General features: G+C 67.9%; 16 protein-coding genes. 5 read left to right on the top strand and 11 right to left on the bottom strand.

Going from position 1 to position 19,367, the window contains the following annotated elements:
• Positions 1 to 107: 107 nt before the first annotated feature.
• The 5 genes from UAJ10_RS27195 to UAJ10_RS27175 form a co-directional block, all read right to left on the bottom strand.
• On the bottom strand, positions 108 to 1,571 hold the full coding sequence (locus UAJ10_RS27195; RefSeq protein ID WP_322918497.1) for a mannose-1-phosphate guanylyltransferase/mannose-6-phosphate isomerase: 1,464 nt from the start codon (positions 1,569 to 1,571) through the stop codon (positions 108 to 110).
• 263 nt (positions 1,572 to 1,834) lie between these two features.
• Positions 1,835 to 3,844: a sulfatase-like hydrolase/transferase gene (locus UAJ10_RS27190; RefSeq protein WP_322918496.1), complete on the bottom strand. Its 2,010-nt coding sequence runs from the start codon at positions 3,842 to 3,844 to the stop codon at positions 1,835 to 1,837.
• A gap of 148 nt (positions 3,845 to 3,992) precedes the next feature.
• Positions 3,993 to 5,519: a sensor histidine kinase gene (locus tag UAJ10_RS27185; RefSeq protein ID WP_322918495.1), complete on the bottom strand. Its 1,527-nt coding sequence runs from the start codon at positions 5,517 to 5,519 to the stop codon at positions 3,993 to 3,995.
• On the bottom strand, positions 5,464 to 6,348 hold the full coding sequence (locus tag UAJ10_RS27180; protein ID WP_322918494.1) for a response regulator transcription factor: 885 nt from the start codon (positions 6,346 to 6,348) through the stop codon (positions 5,464 to 5,466). Before UAJ10_RS27180 ends, UAJ10_RS27185 begins: the two co-directional genes overlap by 56 nt.
• The gene (locus UAJ10_RS27175) at positions 6,284 to 6,775 is read right to left on the bottom strand and encodes a hypothetical protein (protein ID WP_322918493.1); all 492 of its coding nucleotides are present in this window, start codon (positions 6,773 to 6,775) and stop codon (positions 6,284 to 6,286) included. The genes UAJ10_RS27180 and UAJ10_RS27175 overlap by 65 nt, the downstream gene beginning before the upstream one ends.
• Positions 6,776 to 7,558: 783 nt before the next feature.
• On the opposite strand from UAJ10_RS27175, the gene UAJ10_RS27170 reads away from it, so the two are divergent.
• Positions 7,559 to 8,782, top strand: coding sequence for a glycosyl hydrolase family 28-related protein (locus tag UAJ10_RS27170; RefSeq protein WP_322918492.1), 1,224 nt, complete (start codon positions 7,559 to 7,561; stop codon positions 8,780 to 8,782).
• Positions 8,783 to 8,855: 73 nt separating this feature from the next.
• On the opposite strand, the gene UAJ10_RS27165 is transcribed toward UAJ10_RS27170, so the two are convergent.
• Positions 8,856 to 9,614, bottom strand: a complete 759-nt coding sequence (locus UAJ10_RS27165) for an SDR family oxidoreductase (RefSeq protein ID WP_322918491.1) — start codon at positions 9,612 to 9,614, stop codon at positions 8,856 to 8,858.
• A 136-nt stretch (positions 9,615 to 9,750) separates the two neighbouring features.
• On the opposite strand from UAJ10_RS27165, the gene UAJ10_RS27160 reads away from it, so the two are divergent.
• Positions 9,751 to 10,632 (top strand): helix-turn-helix transcriptional regulator, encoded by an 882-nt coding sequence (locus UAJ10_RS27160; RefSeq protein WP_322918490.1) that lies wholly within the window; start codon positions 9,751 to 9,753, stop codon positions 10,630 to 10,632.
• Between the two features lie 25 nt (positions 10,633 to 10,657).
• Here UAJ10_RS27160 and UAJ10_RS27155 read toward each other — a convergent pair whose 3' ends face one another.
• From UAJ10_RS27155 to UAJ10_RS27145, 3 genes are all read right to left on the bottom strand, one after another.
• Positions 10,658 to 11,488: an alpha/beta fold hydrolase gene (locus UAJ10_RS27155; RefSeq protein WP_322918489.1), complete on the bottom strand. Its 831-nt coding sequence runs from the start codon at positions 11,486 to 11,488 to the stop codon at positions 10,658 to 10,660.
• Between the two features lie 382 nt (positions 11,489 to 11,870).
• A complete protein-coding gene (locus UAJ10_RS27150; protein WP_322918487.1) occupies positions 11,871 to 12,332 on the bottom strand; it encodes a Dps family protein in 462 nt (153 codons plus the stop codon).
• 235 nt (positions 12,333 to 12,567) lie between these two features.
• Positions 12,568 to 13,266 carry a pirin family protein gene (locus UAJ10_RS27145; RefSeq protein WP_145748790.1) on the bottom strand — a complete coding sequence of 233 codons (699 nt, stop codon included), beginning with the start codon at positions 13,264 to 13,266 and terminating at the stop codon, positions 12,568 to 12,570.
• 146 nt (positions 13,267 to 13,412) lie between these two features.
• On the opposite strand from UAJ10_RS27145, the gene UAJ10_RS27140 reads away from it, so the two are divergent.
• From UAJ10_RS27140 to UAJ10_RS27130, 3 genes are all read left to right on the top strand, one after another.
• Positions 13,413 to 14,336, top strand: a complete 924-nt coding sequence (locus UAJ10_RS27140; RefSeq protein ID WP_322918484.1) for a LysR family transcriptional regulator — start codon at positions 13,413 to 13,415, stop codon at positions 14,334 to 14,336.
• Between the two features lie 105 nt (positions 14,337 to 14,441).
• Positions 14,442 to 15,008 carry a winged helix-turn-helix domain-containing protein gene (locus UAJ10_RS27135; protein WP_322918483.1) on the top strand — a complete coding sequence of 189 codons (567 nt, stop codon included), beginning with the start codon at positions 14,442 to 14,444 and terminating at the stop codon, positions 15,006 to 15,008.
• The gene (locus tag UAJ10_RS27130) at positions 15,005 to 17,371 is read left to right on the top strand and encodes an ATP-binding protein (RefSeq protein ID WP_322918481.1); all 2,367 of its coding nucleotides are present in this window, start codon (positions 15,005 to 15,007) and stop codon (positions 17,369 to 17,371) included. The genes UAJ10_RS27135 and UAJ10_RS27130 overlap by 4 nt, the downstream gene beginning before the upstream one ends.
• A gap of 132 nt (positions 17,372 to 17,503) precedes the next feature.
• Here the strand turns inward: UAJ10_RS27130 and UAJ10_RS27125 are convergent, their stop codons facing one another.
• Complete coding sequence (locus tag UAJ10_RS27125; RefSeq protein WP_322918480.1) at positions 17,504 to 18,061, bottom strand: response regulator transcription factor; 558 nt, start codon at positions 18,059 to 18,061, stop codon at positions 17,504 to 17,506.
• The gene (locus UAJ10_RS27120; RefSeq protein ID WP_322918479.1) at positions 18,048 to 19,361 is read right to left on the bottom strand and encodes an ATP-binding protein; all 1,314 of its coding nucleotides are present in this window, start codon (positions 19,359 to 19,361) and stop codon (positions 18,048 to 18,050) included. Before UAJ10_RS27120 ends, UAJ10_RS27125 begins: the two co-directional genes overlap by 14 nt.
• Positions 19,362 to 19,367: the final 6 nt, after the last annotated feature.

Genomic DNA, 19,367 nt, shown 5'->3' with positions numbered 1-19,367 from the left:
TGCGGGACCGCGTCTTGGTTTAAAAACGGGTTGCCCCCCGTTCCCCGCCCGTTTCCGCGTCAATTGGCTCCCTCTCCCGGGTTGGGTCCCGGGAAATGGGGCCGCGCTCACGCGCGGCCGTAGGTATCGGACAGACGCACGATGTCGTCTTCGCCCAGATAGGCGCCAGATTGCACTTCAATCAGGTGCAGGGGCAGTTTGCCGGGGTTCTCCAGGCGGTGCTCCATGCCGATGGGGATGTGAACGGACTCGTTCTCCCGCACCAGGCGGTTTTCGCCGTCGCGCTGCACCAGGGCGGTGCCCTGGACGACGATCCAATGTTCCGCGCGGTGGTGGTGCTTCTGCAGGCTGAGGCGCGCACCCGGCTTCACCATGATGCGCTTGACCTGGAAGCGGTAGCCGATGTCCACGGCGCGATAATAGCCCCACGGCCGGTAGACCGTGGTGTGGTGGGTTTCTTCCGACCGGTTGCGGCGGCGCAGCTGCTCCACCACCTTGCCCACGTTCTTGGCGTGGGCGGCGTCGGCGACCAGCACGGCGTCGTCGGTGGCGACGATCACCAGGTCCTCAACGCCGATGGCGGCCACCAAGCGGCCGTCGGAATGGACGTAGCTGTTTTTCACGTCCTGCAGGATGACGTCGCCCTGCTCGACGTTGCCGGCATCGTCCTTGTGGCTGACGTCCCACAGGGACCGCCAGGACCCGACGTCGCACCAGGCCATGTCCACCGGGATGACGGCGGCCTTGTCGGTGTGCTCCATGACCGCGTGGTCGATGGACAGGGCCGCGGCGGCGGTGAAGCAGGCCTCATCCAGGCGGAAGAAGCCGTTGTCCTCCTTGCCGGCGGAAATGGCCTCGCGCACGGCGGTCACTATGTCCGGCTGAAGGCGCTCCAGCTCGGCGATGTATTGGCGGGCCGACATCAGGAAGATGCCGCTGTTCCACAGGTAGTTGCCGCTGGCGAGATAGCGCTCCGCCGTCTCGGCGTTGGGCTTCTCGGCGAAATGCTCGACCGCGCGCACGCCGTCCACGCCCGCCAGCGGGGCGCCGGTCCGGATGTAGCCGTAGCCGGTCTCCGGCTTGTCCGGCACGACGCCGAAGGTGACAAGGTGGCCGGCCTGCGCCGCCGGCACACCCTTGGCCACGGCCAGGTAGAAGTCTGGCAGCGCGCCGATCAGATGATCGCAGGGCTGGGCCAGCATCAGGGCGTCGGGATCGCGGTCCATCAGCCACAGGGCGACGGCGGCGATGGCCGGCGCCGTATTGCGCGCCGCGCTTTCCAGGATGATGGTCTGAGGTTCGATCCCGATCCCGTGCAGCTGCTCGTGGATCATGAACCGGTGTTCCTCGTTGCAGATGACGACGGGATCGGCGAAGCCGGCGTCGCCCAGGCTGCGCGCGGCCGTTTCCTGCAACAGGGTCCGGTCCGAGGTCAGGGCCAGGAATTGCTTGGGATGGATCGCCCGGGAGAGGGGCCACAGCCGGGTGCCGGCGCCGCCGGACAGAAGAACCGGATGGATTTGCGTGGTCCGTAGGGCCCGGGTGGACACGCGCTCCGTCACGTCATGCATTTTATGACCGCTCCGCTTCAGGGTGGGAACCTTTGCAGATGACGCTACGGGGCAGGCTGAACCGGGGCCAGTGACCAAGCCGTGGCCGGGGGCTTCGCAGGGGCAACCAGGACCGTCAGGCGCATCGGGCGCCCGGCTTTACGCTCAGGAAGGGTAGGACGGAGGCATCCGCTTTCAAGGGCGGGTGCGTCACGGTGGCGCGGATGCGGCAACGCCGCCCGTTTCGGGGCGGCGTTGCACGTTATCGGCGATGTTGTGGGGAGTCAGGACGCCGCAGGCGCCAGGGGCGGCAAGTCCCGCGCCTCCAGCCGGGCCAGCAGCTCGGCCAGGCTGTCAGCCTCCGCCTGCACGGCGGCACGGGTGGTCCAGCCGGGCAGGTCGTGGCGCGCGGTGGGTGGCGACGCCCGCACCTGCACCAGGTTGACGGTCTCGTTCGGGTCGTGCCGCAGGTCATACATCTCCCATTCCTGGGGCACGCGCCCGTCCGGGTCGTGATAGCGGGACAGCTTGAAGTCCGGGGTACGCACGCAGCGGACATGGTTGGGCTGGCGCACCGGCCCCGGGGTGAGGCCAGGCACGGGGCCCTTGCCATGCCGCCCTTCCCGCACGGCGGCCACCGTGGCGTCGAACACGGCGAACTGGGCGTAGGATGCGGTTTCATGCGGGTCGCCGATGGGCGGCAGCGGCTTGGTGATCTCATCGTCGGTGATGAACAGCACGCCCCGGCGCGGCAGGCCGTCGGGTTCCGTCACCACCTCGGTCTCGCCCCGGATCAAGGGGGCGAGGTCGGCGCCGGGCAGGGGCGGGAAGGGCCCACGCGCCGCCGCCAGCCGACGGGCGGCCTCGCCCCGGTCCGCCCCGGCCAGGCCCAGGATGGTGGGCAGGATGTCGATGTGGCTGGTCACCTGGTCCAGGTGCCGTAGGCCACCGGGCACGCGGTACGTGGACGGCGGGAACTGCACCACGACGGGGACGTGCAGCGCCTCCTGATAGGCGGTGTGCCACTTCTCGATCATCATGCCGTGGGCGGCGGCGTATTCGCCATGATCAGCCAGGAAGACGACGATGGTGTTCTCCGCCAGGCCCGATTCCTCCAGCGTGCGCAGCACGCGGTCGATCTGCGCGTCCACCACGGCGTGCAGATAGGCGTACAGCTGGACGAAATCCCGGGCCGAGGCCGTCGGGTCGTCGGCCAGCTGGAAGGGGATGCAGCTTTTCAGCGTGACCGCCACCGCCGCGTCCATCTTGTCGGCCGGGACGGCGCCGCCCGCGCCGGCGCCCACCTTGGCCGAGAGCGCCAAGCCCATCTTGTAGGCGTAGTCGTACTGACAGGACGGCTTGGCCGACAAATCCTCGTCCAGGGTGGGCGGGTTGTGGGCGCAGGCTTGGGGGAAGCCCAGGGGATTCAGGGCGACCTGCAGGGTACCGCCGGTGGGCGGGGGTGTACGGTCGCCTTGCAGGGGGATCGTCAGGGGGCCGAAGACCGATTGGGTGGCGCCCACCGTCGCGCCGTTGGGCAGGGTGACGGGCGTGCCGGTGTCGGACGGCAGGGCCTGGGCGATCACCGCCGGGTATGTCGCGATGTCGTGGGGGTTGGCGAAGGACGCGACGGCGAACCAGGGGCGCGCCTTCGACGCGTCCGGCGCCGGCTGCTGGGGTGCCTTGTCGCTTTTGACGGCGGCGGCGCGGTCGTAGTCCAGCCCCAGGGCCTTGCGCCGCAGGAAGGTGCAGACGCTGTCGGCGAAGCCGATGTCGCGGTACAGGCCCAGGTTGTTGGGCGACGCGCCGTGCGGCTCGGGGTAGGATTCCTCCCAGTCGTCGAAGCCGTAGGCCTGCAGGCTGTGGTCCGGCGGGTTGCTGACGTGCCACTTGCCGAAATAATGGGTGCTGTAGCCGGCGGCCCGCATCCAGCTGCCCAGGGTGGGGACGCCATCCGGCGCCAGCCAGGGGAAGTTGGCGGCGTCGCCGTTCTTGAAGAGGCCATCGGTCTGCGTCACGCCGGTGCGGGTGCCGTACTGACCGGTATAGATCGTGGCTCGGCTGGGGGTGCAGGCGCTGGCGGCGATGGTGTGGTTGCGCAGCACGACCGCGTTGTGGCGCAGGCGCAATAGGCCGGGGAAGAAGGCGGCAAAGGGATTGTGGGGATCCACGGTGCCCTGGAATCCCAGGATCTGCTTCAGCGCTTCGGCGAAGCCGCCCTCGGGACCGTAAGAGAAGCGGGGAAAGCGGTACTGGTCGGTGGTGACCAGCAGGATGTTGGGGCTCGTGCTCATGGCGATACGTCCCTCCCGTGTCGGACGCCGCCCAGGGCGTGATTGTCACGCGACTACAACTAAAGAGAGATAAGGCGGCGCGCAGCACTATAGTGGCGGGCGACGCCCTCTCCAAGAATTTTCCCTCTGGAGTTGTATTGGCGGGGTTTCAGCTTGCCGACGGCAGAACGATATGGACCTTCAGGCCGCCGCCGATGCGATTGGTGGCGGTGACCGTGCCGCCCAGCGCCTCGACATTGCGCTTCACGATCCACAGGCCCAGGCCGGCGTGGCCGGGCGATCCCGCCTTGGCGTCGCGACGGGCGTGATCGGGGGGCCGTAGGGAGAAATAGCGATCGAAGATGTTGTCGATCTTGTCCGGGTCGATGCCGGGGCCGCTGTCCTCGATGGTCAGGTTGATGACGCCGTCCTCCTCCTGCAGGCGCACGGCGATGGCGCCCGCATCGGGGGTGAAGCTGACGGCGTTGTCCAGAATGTTCTCCACCACCACGGCCAGGGCGACCTTGCCGGCGCGAACCAGCACGTCGGGGGGCAACTGGCGGCTGAGGCGGATCTGCCGCGCCACCAGCACCTCGCGGTAGCTTTTCAGGATGTCGGCCACGATCTGCGTCAGGTCCACCGCCTCGCGCGGGGATTCGATCATGTCCGCCATCGTGTTGTCCAGGCACTGCGAGGCGGAGATCAGCGCCTTCAGCCGGTCCAGCGACAGCTCGATCAATTCGGCGGCGCGCTTGCCGCGGGCGTGCTCCGCCGGGATCAGGCGTTTCAGCGGCTCCAGGCAGGCTTGGATGGTGGCGACCGGCCCCTTGAAGGAATGGGCGTTGTCCTCCGCCGTCTGGCGGATGACGCCGGCCACGTGGTGCAGATCGTGGACCAGGCCGTCGAAGTCACGGGCCACGCTGTCCAGTTCGGGAATGGCGTTGCGGCTGGCGAAGGTGTTGCCGGCCACGCGGCCCTGCCGGATTTCGCGGGCGACGTGGCGGAAATGGCGGATGTGGCGGCGCACGGACAGGGCGGTCAGCAGGGCGATGACGGCCACGGCCAGGTACAGCATCAACGAAAGCCGCACCTGCGGCGTCTGCCAGTAGGGACGGCCGATGGCGGTGGCCAGCAGTTCCGACGTGACGTGGGAGGAAACCAGGACCCAGCAGCCCCAGCGGCTCTGGATGGGCACGACGGAGGTCAGGATCTCCTCATGTCCGGTGGGCTGGGTGTAGCGGATGTCGACCGGCTTGTCCCAGGTGCAGCTTTCCGCCACCTGCGAAACGATGCCGTGGCGTTGCAGGTTGTCCAGGGTGGCGCCCAGGTCGGCGGCGCCGACCTTGGGCGCCGAAGCCAAAAAGTAGAAGCCGCCGTCCTGGCCGGCGGCTCCACCCTTGGGCTGGAACATCAGTTTCAGGTTGGTGCCGTCACCGTCGTATTTGGCCAGCTCCTCGTTCAAGGACGCGGTGGGCGGTCCGCTTTCGCGGTTCAGCAGCGGCTTCAAGGCCTGGGCGATGAGCCAGCTGCTGTACCGCAGATTCTTGGTGACAATCTCCCTTTCCTTGCGGTCCGCCGTTTCGAATTGGCCGTAGAGGATGAAGGGAAGGGCGGCGAAGATGACGAGCAGGAAGCCCAGTCTAACCGTGAGTGATCCGGATATCCTGCGGGCGGCCCACCTCAGACGCCGCGGCATCGACGCTTGCCGGGTCACGCCATCGGTAGCCGAAGGCCGCGAAATTCTCAATTTCCGCAAAGCCACGATCGATAGCATTGAACTTGCTCCGGATCCGCTTGATCGACGAGCGCACGTTGGTCCGGAAGCCATCCTCGCCGCTGCCGGCGACGAACCCGCTCCAATGCACGCGGTCGTAGATGGCCCGGTAGGTGACGTGCTCGCCCAAATTGGCCACCATGAACTCGACGATACTAAATTCGGTAACCGTAAGCATCACGTCGCGACCCTGCCAAAAGGCTCGGTTGACCTTAGGCTTAAGGGTAAGCTTGCCGCACACGATCTCATCCCCCGACTTAACCGTAGGGGTAGGGGCGGCCGCCGCAGGCGGTTGCAGGATCAGGCGGATGCGGCGGGCCAGGACGGACATGCCGCGGGTCTTGTCGATGAAGTCGACCGCGCCGCGATCCAGGGCCAGCGTCTCGTTGGCGGGCATGGACATGCCGGTCAGGAAGATGACCGGGATGCGGCAGCCGCGCCGCCGCAGATCGGGCAGCAGATCGATGCCCAGCGTGCGCTCCAGGCACCAGTCGATGACCAGGATGTCGGCGGCGCCGTCATCCAGGCCAGAGCCGTCGGCGCTGGTCAGGTGGTTGATCAGCGACTTCGCGTCGGGGAAGCCGGTGACGGTGAAGCCCAGGTCCTCCAGTTCGCCCGTGGCGGCCTCACGAAAGGCCTCGTCGTCATCGACAAGGACCACGCGGGCCGGCACGGCCGGAAGGACGTCATTTGGCTTGAGCCACGGACCGGAGGTCGGCCAGGCAGTAGCGTTTGCGGTCGCCGGTGTCATTGTCACTTGTCACCTCATAGCTTAGGACGCGGTAAGCCTGCGTCTTGATGTCGGGGTACAGTGTCAGGTCGACGGTGCAAGTCCCGTGGCGGTAAAGCCACTCCTTCCCCGGGGACAAGTCCTGCTGCGAGGAAGGGGGACCCATCAAGGCCTGTAACTGGGATTCGTCCATACCCACCAGATCGACATCTGACGCCACGGCGGCACTGGCCGCCGCTGGTGTCGTCTGGGACGGGGTGGGGGAGGGGGGCGTGCGGCGGGCGGCCGCCACGCGGGCGGCGTCACCCGTCGAGGCGGTCCCGCTGGCGGCGGGGGCCGCCGGGGCCTTGGCGCGGGTGGGGGCCGGTCGGGTGACCGCGATCTTCTGGGGGGCGGGCTTGGCCTGCTCCCATGGCGGCAGCCAAGCGGTGCAGCCTGACAGCAGCATCAGCCCTACCAGGCCTGCCCGATGCCAAAGTTTTGCGCACACCACAAAAAACCTCCATAAGGGACGACCTCCGTCAGCCCGCCCTCCGGCTGTGAAGCCAAGGGGCCGGTCACGCGCATCTATGGGGTGGTCCCTCCCGGGGAGCCTGCCTTCGAAGGCCGTGGTCCCCGGTAGGCTGGGGCCGCCGCCTTTTTTATGGTTAAGAAGTCGTCCGGCCCCGTTAGTCGCACGGGATCATGGCATCACCATGGCGTGGGGCTGGCCGCCTGTTTTCTTACCGAAAGGCCACTGGTTGGACGGAACTGCTTGGTTGGGTCGATACCGATTGAGCAAGTGGTGATTACATACAATTTAACATAAAGGCAATCTATCAAACGGATTGGTGTCGTTTGCAAGCAGGGGAACAATGCCTTGCAGTGGCGTGTGGCCGCCATTGGGCATTTGGCGAACACAGTTTCGTCACATGGCGCGGGTGGCATATGTCTATTGCAGTGCGGTATATGACTAAAACCCGCCTATGTCTCCAGTGGTGCATGGAATCGGTATAAAATGGCCAGATATTTGCTGTCCGAGGTATACCGAATGCTATTTCTCCTGGTGCCGTTTTGGTCTTGCGAGACTGTACATGTCGGTGAATTCTGATACGGCACCGCCGAAAGAGAGCTGCCACCCTCTTCCCCCATAGGTCTAGCGCTCCTTAAGCTGGAACTTCCTAAACGGCCAGGAAATTCAGGCTTCAACAGGGGCGGCGGCGGGACACATTGTTCTTCAGCGAGGTAAATCATGGATCGCCGACATTTGATCGCGGCCGGTGCCGCGCTGCCCTTCGGCTTGTCCGCGGTGGCCGCCGCGCGCGCGGGCGCGGCATCAGCCCCCGATGCCGAGGGGGACGTCCAGGTGGCGCAAACCGCCACAGCCAAGGCCACGCCCACCATCTATGACTACGGCGCCGTCGGCGACGGCGTCACCGATGACAGCGCCGCCTTCTCCAAGGCCTTGGCGGCGGCGGCCACCAAGGGCCTGATGGTCATCGTACCCGCCGGTACCTACGCCATCGCCAAGACCATTTCCTTCGTATCCACCCAGGACGCGGGCAAGCCCTGGGGGCTGCAGGCGCAGGGCGCTACGCTGGTGTCGACCATCACCAACGGCACCGACATCATGAGCCTGCAGGCGGTCAACACCGTCCGCTACTTCCGTATCCTGGGCGCCATGAAGATCCTGGGCACCGGCAAGGACGGCAACGGCTTGCGCATCATCGCCTACGGCAGTTCCTATTTCTTCTACAACGTCACGCTGGACGGGCTGTGTATCGAAGGCGCGGGCCTGAACGGCCTGCTGTTCGAGGGCAACGTCTTCGAATCCCTGCTGGTCGGCTGCTTCTTCCAGGATTGCAAGCAGAACGGCGCCGTCTTCGCCCAATCCAAGGGCGGCGTGTGCTCCGCCATCACCGTGGTGGGCTGCTTCTTCGCCCAGAACACCAAGTGCGGGATGATGGCCACCAACTTTGATTCGACGTATGGCGGCACCACCGACGTCCGCATCTTCGGCGGTTATTGCCGTGACAATGGCAGCTACGGTTTCTACTACAACAACGGCACCTCCAGCGGTGCGGCCATCGAACAGGTGGGCTTCGAGAACAACTGCCGGTCGCTGTCGCCGGGCGATCCCAACGGCGCCCATGTTTACGGCCTGGTGCAGATGCGCCTGCGCAACTGCACCGGCTATAACGAGGGCGGCGGGGCCACCTACATGGTGCGCGGCTGGTTCAGCAACCTGACCGTGCTGGACAATTGCGACCAGTCGTCAGGCGGGGCCATGGCCACCACCGGCAAGTCGCGGCTGGCGCAGGTGAACGGCAACGCCGCCGGCCACGTGCTGATGCGCCAGTCGGGCGGCGGCTTCGACATGGTCAGTGGAACCGGCTGCACCTGGGCGGCGGAAAATTGCTACGGCACATCGCCCGTGGGCGCGTTGAACCTGAAGGCCACGGTCACCTCGGGTTGAACGGCAACCGGGTTTCGGTTAAGGGCCGGCCGGGCGCCTGGCCGGCCCTCCACCATCCTTTCGCCGCCGTCCGTCACCAGGGAAGCGCGCCCTCGTCGTTGAAGAAGCCGCCGGTCGGCCCATCGGCCGGCAGCAGCGCCAGACGAATGGGCGTGGCGGCCCCCTGCGCCGGCGTGCGCGGCCCGCTGTGGCGGTTGAGGTCGGTGGCGCAGTGGCCGGGGCAGGCGCTGTTCACCTTGATGGGCGTATCCTTCAAGACCTTGGCCAGCTGCACGGTGATGCCGTTCAGCGCCGCCTTGGACGACCCATAAGCCAGGACGGCCAGCCCGGCGAACGGGTGCGAGGGGTCGCTCATGTTGGTCAGGGAGCCCAGGCCGCTGGACATGTTCACGATCCGGCCGGCCGGCGCCTGGCGCAATAGGGGCAGCATGGCCTGGGTCACCGCCAGGGGGCCGAAGACGTTGGTGTCATAGACGCGCCGCGCGATCTCCACGTCCACGATGGGCTTGCCCGCGCGGAAGGCGTCGGCCTCCTCCTGCGCCGCGACGCCCGCGTTGTTCACCAGGATGTCCAGCCGGCCGAAACGCTCGGCGATGCGCGCGGCCGCGTCCATGGCCGAGGCGGCGTCGGTCACATCCAGGGTCAGGGCATGGGCGTGCAGACCCTCCTGCGTCAACTGGCCGGCGGCGTCGCGGCCCAGAGCCTCGTTCCGGCAACCCAGCAGCACCGTGATGCCCTGACGGCCCAGGCCCCGGGCGATTTCCAGGCCGATGCCTTTGTTGGCACCGGTGACGAGGGCGACGCGCGAATCGATGGGAAGGGTGTTTGTCATGGTCATCCTCCAGGCTTTGGGGGCCGGCTCGGGGCATGGGCGCCGTGCTGTGACCCGGCCGGCCTGGACCTGAAGGTGGCCGATCCTTTATCCTATAAGAAGAATCCAGTTATCCTACTATCGTGACTATCAGGCTATGGACGGTCCCTCCTTCGCCAACAGCGCCGCCGCCGGCGGCAACATGGCCTTCGCCAATTTCCTGCGTGACCGGCGCCAGCATCTGGATCCGGCCTCCGTTGGCTTGCCCGTTGGCCGGCGCCGGCGCACCCCCGGCCTGCGGCGGGAGGAGGTGGCGCAATTGGCCGACATCGGTACCGCCTGGTACACGGCGCTGGAGCAGGGGCGCGACGTGCGCCCGTCCGACCAAGTGCTGGCCAACCTGGCCCGCGCCCTCCGGCTGACGGCGGTGGAACGCGACCATCTGTTCACCCTCGCGGGCCGGCGGCCCCCCGCCCGCCTCGAAGGCGCCAGCGACGGGGTGGATGCGCAGTCGCTGGCGCTGCTGCGCCGGCTGGAACCGGATCCGGCCTATATCGTGGACGCGCGCTGGGATGTTCTGGCCTGGAACCAGGGGGCGGCCGATCTGTTCCGCTTCGACGCGGCGGCGCCGGCCTATGGGCGCAACATGCTGTGGCGCTATTTCACCCGTTCCCCCTTGCCGGAGGAGCGGGCGGACTGGAACGCCACCGCCCGCGCGCTGGCCTCCATCTTCCGGGGGCAGACCGCGGCCCATGCCAACGACCCGCGCTTCCGGGAACTGATCGACGATTTGCTGGCGGCCAGCGAGACCTTCCGCCGGGTATGGCCGGGGCAGGAGGTGCGGGCACTGTGCGCCGGCCGCAAGTGGGTGAACCATCCGGTGCGGGGCCGGCAGGAATACGACTTCGTACCCCTGGCGCTGCCGTCGATGCCGGGGGCGTCGCTGATGGTCTATCTGGCGTGCCCGCCCGCGGCAGGCGGCGGGACGGCAGGCGGCGGGAACCCAGCGGAAGACGAGGCCGCTGGGGGCGCGGCGTAAACCACGCCCCCAGCGGTTCCTCGGATCAGCCTTTGATGAAGGCCAGCAGGTCGGCGTTGATGGCGTCGGCGTGGGTGGTGGCCATGCCGTGGGGGTAGCCCTTGTACACCTTCAGCGTGCCGTTCTTGACCAGCTTGGCCGACAGCAGGGCGGAGTCCGCGATGGGGACGATCTGGTCGTCGTCGCCGTGCATGATCAGCACCGGCACGTCGATCTTCTTCAGGTCCTCGGTGAAGTCGGTTTCCGAGAAGGCCTTGATGCAGTCGTAGTGGGCCTTGATGCCGCCCATCATGCCCTGGCGCCACCAGTTGTTGATCACGCCCTCCGACACCTTGGCGCCAGCGCGGTTGAAGCCGTAGAAGGGGCCGGCCGGGATGTCGCGGTAGAACTGGGCGCGGTTGGCCACCAGCTGGGTGCGGAAGCCGTCGAACACCTCCAGCGGCAGGCCACCGGGGTTCTTGTCGGACTTCACCATGATCGGGGGAACGGCGCCGATCAGGACGGCCTTGGCGACGCGGCCCTTTTCGGCGCGGGCGACATAGTGCGCCACCTCGCCGCCGCCGGTGGAATGGCCCACGTGGATGGCGTTCTTCAGATCCAGGGCGGCGGCCAGGGCGATGACGTCGGCCGCGTAGGTGTCCATCTCGTTGCCGGTGTCGGTCTGGGTGGACCGGCCGTGGCCGCGGCGGTCATGCGCGATGACGCGATAGCCATGGGCCAGGAAGAACATCATCTGGTTGTCCCAATCATCGGCGCTCAACGGCCATCCGTGATGGAAGACGATCGGCTGCGCCGTCTTGGGGCCCCAGTCCTTGTAGAAAATCTGGACGCCGTCCTTGGTGGTGATGAAGCTCATGGCATGGGTTCCTATGTCGGCCGCGTGCGGGCCGGTGGCGGGGGAAGCGGTTTCGCTGGGGGCGGCAAGGGCCGTCGCGGCGCCTGCGGGCAGCATGGCGAGGGCGGCGAGGGCGCCGCCGCCCATCAGCACGGCGCGGCGGGCGGCGTCCGGCCCGCCGTCGACGGCCGGCTGGCCGTCGCTGGCTGGGGAGGGGGGATGTCGTTGTTCAGAGTCATGACCCTGCTGTTCCTTGGTGTGTCCGGAACCGGGACCCGGCCCCCGGCGGCGCTCAAGGTAGGGGCGACCGGGGGCCGGTGACTTGCAGGGTTGAACGCGATTTGGCGGTTTGTGCGCTGAAATGATGAACCGGCCGAAAGAAAAGCGGGCCGGAACAAGGGCATCAGTCCTTGGCGATGGTCTCGGCCAGGAACCAGGCGCGCTCCTCCGCCTCGTCGATCCAGTTTTCCAGCAGGCTGGCGGAGGCGACGTCGCCCGCCTCGTCGCAGACCTCATGCGCCTCGCGCAGGATGCCGGCCAGGGTGACGTTGTCCTCGTGCAGCTCGCGCAGCATGTCCAGGGCGCCCACCTTCTCAGCGTCGTTGTCCTTGATGCGCTGCAGCTTGGCGATCTGCCCGATGGACTTCAGGGTGGTGCCGCCCACCTTGCGCACCCGCTCGGCGATGGCGTCGGTGGTGGCGAAAATCTCCGCCGCCTGCGCGTCCAGCAGCAGATGATATTCCCGGAAGTGCGGGCCGGAGATGTGCCAGTGGAAATTCTTGGTCTTGAGGTACAGGGCGAACATGTCGGCCAACAGCGGCGTCAGCGCGCCTGGGACGCCCTGGAAATTCGGCTTGGTGCTCATGGGTCGGAACTCCCGTCTTGAATCTGAGGATGCGTGGGGCGTAACAGCCCGTCTCGCTCCTGTCTTGTAGGGTTGCCCCCGTCTTGAACGGTTGCGCGACTATCGCCAAAAGCCGCCCGTATTGGCGGCCAGCATCAAGCATTTAGGGCCTTGGCCCGCCGTTCCAACCCCATGAGGCCATGTATGGGGGCCGAGGGGTGGGGCGCCGCCAGCCGCGGCGGCGCCCCGGTACGCGTCAGGCGGCGTCGACCAGCACCACCTCGGCGTCTTCCACACCCACCACCTCGACCGTGGCCTGGTCGGTGATGGCGGCGCCGTCACGGGCCTCGATCCGGACGCCGTCGATTTCCACCACACCCGTGGCTGGGACCAGGTAGACGTGGCGGCTGGGGTCGACGGTCAGGGTCACCCGCTCACCTGCCTTCACCGTGGCGCCCATCACCCGGGCCTTGGCGCGGATGGGCAGGGCGCCCTCATCATTGGTGAAGCCGCTGGCCAGGGTCACGAACTTGCCCGACCGGTCGGCCTTGGGGAAAGGCTTGGCGCCCCAGGAGGGCGTGCCGCCCCGCGTCTCCGGCTGGATCCAGATCTGGAAGATGCGGGTGGTCTCGTTCTCCAGGTTGTATTCGGCGTGGCGGATGCCGGAACCGGCCGACATCACCTGCACGTCGCCGGCCTCGGTACGGCCTTCGTTGCCCTGGCTGTCCTGGTGGGTGATGGCGCCGTCGCGGACGTAGGTGATGATCTCCATGTCCGCATGCGGGTGCGGCGGGAAGCCGGACTTGGGCGCGATCTCGTCATCGTTCCAGACCCGCAGGCTGCCCCAGCCCATGTTGGCCGGGTCGTAGTAGCTGGCGAACGAGAAGTGGTGCTTGGCCTTCAGCCAACCATGGTTGGCGCCACCCAGCTTGGCGAACGGACGACGTTCAATCATGACAAAGCTCCTTGCTTTCATCTTCCGCGCGGCGTCGGTGGGCGCCGCTGACAGGACCTAAGATGGCCCCGGTTGACGCTGGCGAAAATAGAAACTATGGAACTTCATCATTTCTATTTTTGATGCCATGGCGCTGGAGAGTCCGCATGCCCATCCCCGACCTTGAGGCCTGGGCCATCTTCGCCAAGGTGGCCGAAACCGGGTCCTTCGCCGCCGCCGCCAGTGACTTCGGCGTCTCCAACGCCACCGTTTCCAAGGCGATGAAACGGCTGGAGGAACGGCTGGGCGAGCGGCTGATCCATCGCACGTCCCGCCGCTTCTCCCTGACCGAGACGGGGCGGGTGCTGGCGGTGCGCGCGGCCCAGATCCTGGCGGAGGGGGAGGCGGTGGAGGCGGAGGCCCAGGCCAAGTCCAGCCAGCCGCACGGGCGGGTGCGCCTGGCCGCCCCCATGTCCTTCGGCGTGCGCCACGTGGCGCCGGCCCTGCCGGACTTTCTGGCGGCCTACCCCGACGTCACGGTGGACTTGCAGCTGGATGACCGGCTGGTCGATCTGGTGGCGGGGGGCGTGGACGTGGCGCTGCGTATCGCCGAACTGGCGGATTCCAGCCTCATGACCCGGCGCCTTTGCCCTGTGCGGCGCTGGGTGGTGGGGGCGCCCGGCTATTTCGCCCGCCGGGGCATGCCCACCCGGCCGCGCGACCTGAAGGACCACGCCTGCCTGGTCTACAGCTATCTGGCGACGGGGGAGACCTGGCGTTTCGTCCATCTGGACGGCACCGAGGAATCGGTGCGGGTCAAGGGCCCCTTGAGCGCGACCAACGCCGACGCGCTGCAGGACGCGCTGCTGGCGGGGCTGGGGGTGGCCATGCAGCCGGATTTCCTGGCGTGGGAGGCGGTGCGCGACGGCCGCCTGGTGGTCGCCTGCCGTGATTGGGCGCCGCCCCCCCTGGCCATCAACCTGGTGACGCCGGCGGGCGGCCCGCGTGCCGCCCGCGTGGCGGTGCTGCTGGATTTCCTGGCGCACCGCTTCACCGCCGGTTCCGCGCCCTGGACACGGGAGCTGCCATAGGTGCCGCGCGCCTAAGGCAGGCGTATAGGTCGACAGCGGAATGGTTGCCTTTATTAACCACTTTTGGTCGGATGGGCGGCGTGGTCCATCCCCGGGGCCTGATCCATGCCTGAACCAGCAACAACAAAACCCATCGCCGAGGCCGTCTACCGCTTCGGCCCATACAGCCTTTATCCGGCCCGCCGCCTGCTGACGGCGGGTCAGCCCGTCGACCTGCGCGGCCGGGCCCTGGACCTGTTGCTGGCGCTGGTGGAACGGGCGGGTGAGGTGCTGGACCGGGCGGAGCTGGAAAGCCGCGTCTGGCCGGGCCTGCACGTCGGGGAAAACAACCTGCGCGTTCAGATGGGCAAGCTGCGCCGCGCCCTGGGGCAGGAGGGCGACGACGGCCCCTATGTCGGCACGGTGCCGGGCCAGGGCTACCGCTTTGTCGCCCCGGTGCTGAAAGAGGGGGCGGGCCCCGTCCCGCCGCCCTCGCCCGCCGTCGCCGCCTTCGCCCTGTCGCGGCAGGTGGCCCCGCCGCTGGGCCGGGATGAAGCCATCGCCACGCTGGCGGCAAGCCTGGGCCGGCAGCGTTTGGTAACCATCGCCGGGGCTGGCGGCATGGGCAAGACGACGGTGGCCCTGTGCGTGGCCGCCGCCGTGGGGGGCGCTACCCCGATGGCGTGGCGTTGATCGACCTTTCCACGGTTGGGGAGGGCGGGCTGGTGCCGGCCACGGTGGCGGCCCGCCTGGCGCCCCATATCCAGGCCGCCGATCCCATGCCGGCCCTGCTGGCCTTCCTGAAGCCCCGGCGCATGCTGCTGGTGCTGGACAGTTGCGAGCCGGTGATCGCGGCGGCGGCGACGCTGGCCGGCGCCCTGCTGATGGGCACGCCCGGGGTGGACATCCTGGCCACCAGCCGGGAGCCGCTGGGCCTTGACGCGGAGCAGGTTCACCGTCTGGCGCCGCTGGCGGTGCCCATCCGGTCGGAAGGTTTGAGCGCCAGCCAGGCCTTGGCGCATTCCGCGGTACAGCTTTTCGCGGCACGGATGGCGGCCGGGACCGGAGGCACCAGGCTGACTGACGCCGATGCGCCGGCGGCGGCGGAGATCTGCCGGCGCCTCGACGGCATTCCCCTGGGCCTGGAGCTCGCCGCCGGCCAGGTCGCCGCCTATGGCATCGCCGGGGTGTCGTCCCGGCTGGATGACCACCTGGGCCTGCTGGTCAGGGGCCGGCGCACGGCGCCTCCCCGCCACCAGACCCTGCGGGCGGCCTTCGATTGGAGCTATGCCTTGCTGTCCGGCGCCCAGCGGGCGGTGCTGAACCGGCTGTCGGTGTTCGTCGGCGGCTTCGATGCCGCCGCGGCGATGGCGGTCGTCTCTCCGGCCGACCTGGATGGCGAGGGCGCCAGCGGCCACGTCGTCGAAGAGTTGGTGGCCAAGTCCTTGGTGGTTGCCGACCGGCGGGGGCCGGAGGTGCGCTACCGCCTGCTGGACACGGTTCGGATCTACGCGCGCGAGTGGCTGGAGGCCGCGGGTCTGGGTGCGGAGACCCGCACCGCCCACGCTACCCACTATCTGCGCTTGTTCCAGGCCGCCTTGCCGACGTGGGCGGGCCGGCCGGCCAGCGAGATGGTGCCCCGCTACGCGCTGGAGATCGATAACGTCCGCCGGGCGCTGGACTGGTGCTTCACCAACGCCGGTGACGACGGCGTGCGCATGGGCAGGGCGCTGGTCGTGGCCGTGGCACCCCTGTGGCAATGCCTGTCCCTGGGCATGGAGTGCGAACGGTGGACGGCGCTGGCCCTGGCCAGTCCGTTGCCGTTCGCGGATGACCGGCAAAGTCTGGATCTGCACCTTCTGCGGGCCATGTCGCTGTCCTTGGCCAGCATGGTGCCGCCTGAGCAGGCGGCGGAACTGTGGGAAGGCGTTCTGGCCGCCGCCGACCGGCTGGCGGATGGGAATGGCCGCCGACAGGCGCAACTGGGGCTCTATTTCTGCCATTTCCAGCTGGGGCGGGTGCGCCAGGCCCTGGATTTGGCCCGACGCATGCGGGATGAGGTTTCGGCCACCGACGATGCGTCCGTCCTAGCGTTGGTTGAGCGCCTTCTCGGCGGGGCGCTGTATGTCCTCGGGGACATCGCGGGGGCGCGTCGTCATACGGAGGCGGCACTGGCCCTGGCGGATAGCGGGCCGGTGACAGGGCACCGCATCCGCTTCCAACTGGACCAGCAGATCGTGGCGCGTGGTGCGCTGGCGGGCATGCTCTGGCTACAGGGGGATGTCGACCGGGGCAGGGAACAGCTGCACCGTTGCCTGGAGCAGGCGATGGCCATGGATCACGCCTATACCACCTGTATCGTGCTGGGTCAGACGGCCTGTCCCTTGGCCCTGTTGATGGGGGATTGGGCGGCGGCGCGGCGGCACAACGATCTGCTGATGATGCTGGCGGAACGGCACGGTTCGATGACGTGGCTGCCCTGGGCGCAGTGCCTCGACCTGATCCTGCGCCTGAAATCCGATGGGGATGCCGAGACGCTGGGGGCGTTACGCCGGCAGATGGCCGCCCTCGGCGACCTGTCCCATGCCCGCTACGGCGTCCTGGTGCGGGAGGCGGCGCTGGTCCTGGCGCGCGCGGGAGACGCGGCCGGCGCGCTGGACATGGTCAAGGCGGCGTTGGCGAGAGCCCGGGCCAATGAGGATGGGTGGGCCCAGCCGGAACTGATGCGCCTGTGCGGCGAAATACAGAGCCAGCGCGGCGACGTGGCTGAGGCGGAGGCGCTCTTCCGCCAGGCCATGACCATGGCGGAAGATCAAGGAACGCTGTCCTGGCGCCTGCGGGCGGTGATCAGCCTGGCCCGATTGCAGATCCGGTGGGGCCGAATCAGCGACGCGCCAGAACTGCTGGCCCAGGCCGCCAGCCGCGTCGATGCCGGGGCGGCGATGGCGGAACTGGATATCGCCCACGCGCTGTCGAACCACTTCCAGGGCGTTCCCGCCCCTGGCCCTATTCTTGCCGGTCCGGCGGCGCCCGGCGGCGGTTTGCTCGTGGCCTGATATCGCCGTCTTTAGAAGGTTGTCGAGGTGGAGCGGTTTCAAGATCGCGTGATGGGCGCCAATTTGGTGGGGAGGCGGAACCGTCGCGGGCCCTGCTGGATCGCCTGAACCCGTAATCGCCATCAACCGCTGTCAGCTGACCCGCTGCTTGGCCAGCTTGCGGGCCAGGGTGCGGCGGTGCATGCCCAGGCGCCGCGCCGCTTCCGAGACGTTGAAGCCGGTATCGGCCAGGGTCTCGTGGATGCGTTCCCACTCCAGCGTCTTGATGGAGGTGGCGCGGGTGGTCAGACTGACGCCGCTGTCGCCCTCGGTGCGGCCGAAGGCGGCCTCGATGTCGTCGGTGTTGGACGGCTTGGCCAGGTAGTGGCAGGCACCCAGCTTGATGGCCTCCACCGCCGTGGCGATGCTGGCGAAGCCCGTCAGCACCACGATCTTCATTTCCGGATCGTGGGCGTGCAGCGTCTTCACGCATTCCAGGCCGGAGGCGCCGGCCAGCTTCAGGTCCACCACGGCGAAATCCGGGGCCTCATTGATCAGCAGGTCGGGCAGGGCCTCCGCCCGGTCGCAACTGATCACATGGTACCCCCGCCGCTCGAACGACCGTTTCAGCGCTCGGCCGAAGGAGGGGTCGTCCTCCACGATCAGCAGGACGGGGGCGTCCTCGTCGGCAATAAGGTTATCGTCCGTCATCGGCTTCCTCGATCACCAGCGACTCGATGGGCAAACGCAGCTCCACGGTGGCGCCGCCGGCGGGGTTGTTGTCGGCGGTCACCCGTCCCCCCAGTTTGCGCGCCACGTTCACCGTAAGGAAGAGGCCCAGGCCGCGACCAGGTTTGTTCTTGGTGGACTGGTAGGGCTTGCCGAACCGGGCCAGGATGTCGGGCGCGAAGCCCGGCCCCCGGTCCTGCACCGTGACCGTCAGCAGGCCGTCATGGCAGGCGACATCAATGCCTACCCAGGCGGGGCTGGCTTCCAGCGCGTTGTCGAACAGGTTGAACAGGCTCTGCTTGATGGCGGTGTCGGACACGATGGCCACATCGTCGGTGATGTGGTTGGCGTAGTCGATGGCCCGGTCGGCGTGGGCCTGGCGCCAGTCCGCCACCACGGCGTCCAGGAACCGCACCAGCGTCGTCCGCTCCGCCCCTTCGCCCCGCGCCTCACCGGCGGTCAGCAGGATGCGCGACACGATCTCCTTGCAGCGTGCCAGCGCCGCCTTCATCTCCGCCATATCGTCCAGCAGTTCGGCGTCCCGCTCGTTGGCCGGCATGTGCTGCCAGTCGTTCAGGATGACCGACAGCGTGGCCAGCGGCGTGCCCAGCTCGTGCGCGGCACCGGAGGCGAGAAGCCCCATGCGTACGATATGGTCCTCCTCCACCGACTTTTGCCGCAGGTCGGACAGGCGGGCGTCACGCTGGCGCAGGTTGCCGTTGATGCGGGTGACGAAGCTGACCGCCAGCACGGATGCCAGCAGGAAGCAAATGAAGGTGCCGGCCAGGTACAGGTCGAACACCCGGGGCCAGGCCCCGCCGGCCGACGCCAGGCCTTGTGAGAACAGGGCGATGTCCTGGTGGAAGGCTGTCAGCCCGACGAAGCAGGCGCTGGTCAGCGCCACCAGGGTCCAGGTCAGCACCGGCCGCAGCAGCACCGCGCCCAGGATGACCTGCAGCAGAAACAGGGAAATGAAGGGATTGGTGGCGCCGCCGCTGAGGTACAGCTGAACCGTCAGGGCGGCCACGTCCAGCAGCAGGCCCAGGAACAGCTCGGTATTGGTGATGTGCGGACTGGTGCGGCTGCGGTACAGGCTGACCAGGTTCAGCAGGACCAGGAACAGGATGACCCCCGCCATGGGGATCAGGGGCAGGTCGATATCGAACCAGGCCTGGGCCATGGCGATGGTCGCCACCTGGCCGCCGACCGCCAGCCATCGCAGGGTGACAAGAAGAAGCAGGTTCTTCTTGTTGGTGGTGTCCTGGATCGAAATCTCTTCCATCCTGTC

This window comes from Nitrospirillum guaranorum (genome assembly GCF_034653275.1).
In the GTDB taxonomy this organism is placed as follows: Bacteria; Pseudomonadota; Alphaproteobacteria; order Azospirillales; family Azospirillaceae; genus Nitrospirillum.
This window is presented reverse-complemented; position numbering and strand designations above follow the sequence as displayed.

Coding starts and splice junctions, on each gene's coding strand:
- UAJ10_RS27155 (WP_322918489.1), bottom strand. CDS start 11,488: ATGAGCTTCATCACCACCAAGGACGGCGTCCAGATTTTCTACAAGGAC.
- UAJ10_RS27175 (WP_322918493.1), bottom strand. CDS start 6,775: ATGCTGCTGTCAGGCTGCACCGCTTGGCTGCCGCCATGGGAGCAGGCC.
- UAJ10_RS27190 (WP_322918496.1), bottom strand. CDS start 3,844: ATGAGCACGAGCCCCAACATCCTGCTGGTCACCACCGACCAGTACCGC.
- UAJ10_RS27165 (WP_322918491.1), bottom strand. CDS start 9,614: ATGACAAACACCCTTCCCATCGATTCGCGCGTCGCCCTCGTCACCGGT.
- UAJ10_RS27195 (WP_322918497.1), bottom strand. CDS start 1,571: ATGCATGACGTGACGGAGCGCGTGTCCACCCGGGCCCTACGGACCACG.
- UAJ10_RS27120 (WP_322918479.1), bottom strand. CDS start 19,361: ATGGAAGAGATTTCGATCCAGGACACCACCAACAAGAAGAACCTGCTT.
- UAJ10_RS27160 (WP_322918490.1), top strand. CDS start 9,751: ATGGACGGTCCCTCCTTCGCCAACAGCGCCGCCGCCGGCGGCAACATG.
- UAJ10_RS27150 (WP_322918487.1), bottom strand. CDS start 12,332: ATGAGCACCAAGCCGAATTTCCAGGGCGTCCCAGGCGCGCTGACGCCG.
- UAJ10_RS27125 (WP_322918480.1), bottom strand. CDS start 18,061: ATGACGGACGATAACCTTATTGCCGACGAGGACGCCCCCGTCCTGCTG.
- UAJ10_RS27140 (WP_322918484.1), top strand. CDS start 13,413: ATGCCCATCCCCGACCTTGAGGCCTGGGCCATCTTCGCCAAGGTGGCC.
- UAJ10_RS27145 (WP_145748790.1), bottom strand. CDS start 13,266: ATGATTGAACGTCGTCCGTTCGCCAAGCTGGGTGGCGCCAACCATGGT.
- UAJ10_RS27135 (WP_322918483.1), top strand. CDS start 14,442: ATGCCTGAACCAGCAACAACAAAACCCATCGCCGAGGCCGTCTACCGC.
- UAJ10_RS27185 (WP_322918495.1), bottom strand. CDS start 5,519: ATGCCGCGGCGTCTGAGGTGGGCCGCCCGCAGGATATCCGGATCACTC.
- UAJ10_RS27170 (WP_322918492.1), top strand. CDS start 7,559: ATGGATCGCCGACATTTGATCGCGGCCGGTGCCGCGCTGCCCTTCGGC.
- UAJ10_RS27180 (WP_322918494.1), bottom strand. CDS start 6,348: ATGACACCGGCGACCGCAAACGCTACTGCCTGGCCGACCTCCGGTCCG.